Origin of the sequence: Burkholderia sp. E168m23 (genome assembly GCF_016586125.1) — a bacterium.
Lineage (GTDB): Bacteria > Pseudomonadota > Gammaproteobacteria > Burkholderiales > Burkholderiaceae > Burkholderia > Burkholderia orbicola.
The window spans coordinates 1-2,553 of record NZ_BCPP01000992.1 but is presented as its reverse complement, the minus strand read 5'-3'; the positions used below and the strand labels follow the sequence as shown (position 1 = coordinate 2,553).

The window sequence follows — 2,553 nt, the reverse complement described above, 5'->3', positions numbered from 1 at the left end:
TACGGGCGCTCGCGGCCGAAGTGATGTTCGATCTTCTGGCAGAGCGCGAGCAGCTCGCGGGCCGACAGCGTCGTGTCGAGCTTGACGACGCAGTTGTAGTAGTCGTCGCCGCCCGCTTCGAAAGGCGCCGTGCGATACAGGCTCGACTTGCCGAGGATCGAGATGGTGCGCTGCTGCGCGAGGCACACCACCGCGTCCTTCAGGGTCTGGCGCGCATCGCCGAGATTCGCCCCCAGTCCGATATATGCAACCGTCATGGCATCACTTCCTACGTCGTTCGCCGGCGCGCGCGTCAGTCGTCGGAACCGCTCGCGGTACCGCCTGCGGTGTCCGGCGCCTGCTCGGCGGCACTCTCACCCTGCTGGCGGTTTCGCGCACCGCCGCGGCGGCGCCGCTTGCGGGGCGATTTTTCCTTCGAGCCGCCCTGCGTGAGCAATGCCTCGCGAGCGGCCGCGTCGCCTTCGATGAAATCCGTCCACCACTGTCCGACTTCCGCATCGAGCTCGCCGGATTCGCAGCGTAACAGGAGGAAATCATACCCCGCTCTAAACCTTTGGTGTTCCAGCAGCCGCATCGCGCTGCGGCCCGAGCGCTTCTCGAGGCGCAACTGCAGGCCCCAGATCTCGCGCATGTCGGCCGAGTAACGCTTGTGGATCGCGAGTTTCTCGGTCTGCATGTCGAGGACGTCGTCCATCGCGCGATGGAGCGCCGGCACCGGGATTTCGCCTGCGGCCGTGTATTGCTCGAAGCGCTGGCGCATGTCGTGCCACAGCAGCGTCGCGAACAGGAAGCCCGGCGACACCGGCTTGCCGGCGCGCACGCGCGCGTCGGTGTTGTTCAGCGCGAGCGTGATGAATTTCTCGCCCTGCGGCTGTTCGAGCACGACGTCCAGCAGCGGCAGCAGCCCGTGATGCAGGCCTTCCTTGCGCAGCCGCTGCAGGCACGCGAGCGCGTGGCCCGACAGCAGCAGCTTCAGCATTTCGTCGAACAGGCGTGCGGCGGGCACGTTGTTGATCAGGTCGGCGAGCGCGTGGATCGGCTCGCGCGTATGCGGCTCGATCTCGAAGCCGAGCTTCGCCGCGAAGCGCACGACGCGCAGCATCCGCACCGGATCCTCGCGAAAGCGCGTGGCCGGATCGCCGATCATCCGCAACAGGCGGGCGCGTACGTCGGCCATCCCGTCGTGGTAGTCGAGCACCGTCTGCGTCGACGGGTCGTAGTACATCGCGTTGATCGTGAAGTCGCGGCGTGCGGCGTCCTCGTGCTGCTCGCCCCACACGTTGTCGCGCAGCACGCGGCCGCTCGCGTCGACCGCATGCGTGCGGCGATCGAGTTCGTCACGCTTCAGGCGCCGCGGCGGCTCGGCCGTGGCCGTGGCCGCCTCGGGCGGCGCGTCGACCAGCGCGCGGAACGTCGACACCTCGATCAGGTCCTGGCCGAACTGCACGTGGACGATCTGGAAGCGGCGGCCGATCAGGCGCGCGCGGCGGAACAGGCGCTGCACCTCGGTCGGCGTCGCGTCGGTCGCGACGTCGAAATCCTTCGGCGCGATGCCGAGCAGCAGGTCGCGCACGGCGCCGCCGACGATGAACGCGCGGAAACCCGCCTGCTGCAGCGTGTCGGTCACGCGCACCGCGTTCTTCGAGATCAGCGCCGGGTTGATGCCGTGCACGCTGGCCGGCACGACGGTCGGCTCATGGTTGCTGCGCGGTCTCTTCGCGCCGCCGCCGCGGGCGCCCTTCGGGGCGCGCGGGGCAGCAGGGGCCGCTTCGTCGGCCGGGGCCGCTGCGGGATGCGTTTGCTCGGTTTCGTCCTGGCCGAGGAGCTTGCGAATGAATTTTTTGATCACGACGTTCAGAAGAGATCGAGGATATGCCAGCCGCGGTTGCTTGCATGCGCGCGCAGCGTGTCGTCAGGGTTGGTCGCGATCGGGTCGGTGACTTTCTCGAGCAGCGGGATGTCGTTGTGCGAGTCGCTGTAGAAATAGCTGTGTTCGAAGTCGTCCCAATGCTTGCCGAGCGACGCGAGCCAGGCTTCGGTGCGCACGATCTTGCCTTCGCGATAGCTCGGCGTGCCGGTCGGCCGGCCCGTGTACGGCGAATCGGGATGCCCGTCGGTCGTTTCGACCTCGCACGCGATCAGCGTGTCGACGCCGAACGCGGTCGCGATCGGGCGCGTGATGAATTCGTTGGTCGCCGTCACGACGCAGCACAGGTCGCCTGCATCGAGGTGCTTGCGTACCAGTTCGAGCGCGGCGGGCGTCATCGCCGGCCGGATCACCTCGTGCATGTACTGCTCGTGCCATTCGGCCAGCTGCGCGCGCGAATACTTCGCGAGCGGCGTGAGCATCGCGCACAGGTACGCATGGATGTCGAGCTGCCCGGCCTTGTAGTCGGCGAAGAACTGGTCGTTCTGACGCGAGAAGCTTTCCGCGTCGACGATGCCGAGCTTCACCATGAAGCGACCCCATTCGTGGTCGCTATCGGTCGGGATCAGCGTGTGATCGAGGTCAAAGAGTGCCAGATTAGTCATGGAAGCGCATTTTACTCGAAG

Annotated in this window: 3 protein-coding genes; all 3 read right to left on the bottom strand. The window is 66.9% G+C overall.

The window, feature by feature from the left end; all coding sequences use genetic code 11:
* A partial coding sequence (gene folK, locus JMF90_RS33020) for a 2-amino-4-hydroxy-6-hydroxymethyldihydropteridine diphosphokinase (protein ID WP_201326002.1) occupies window positions 1–257 on the bottom strand: 257 nt, incomplete at its 3' end.
* Window positions 258–292: 35 nt separating this feature from the next.
* On the bottom strand, window positions 293–1,849 hold the full coding sequence (pcnB, locus tag JMF90_RS33015; protein WP_201316716.1) for a polynucleotide adenylyltransferase PcnB: 1,557 nt from the start codon (window positions 1,847–1,849) through the stop codon (window positions 293–295).
* A gap of 5 nt (window positions 1,850–1,854) precedes the next feature.
* Entirely contained in the window at window positions 1,855–2,532 is a 678-nt protein-coding gene (locus tag JMF90_RS33010) for an HAD family phosphatase (RefSeq protein ID WP_201316717.1), read from the bottom strand.
* Window positions 2,533–2,553: the final 21 nt, after the last annotated feature.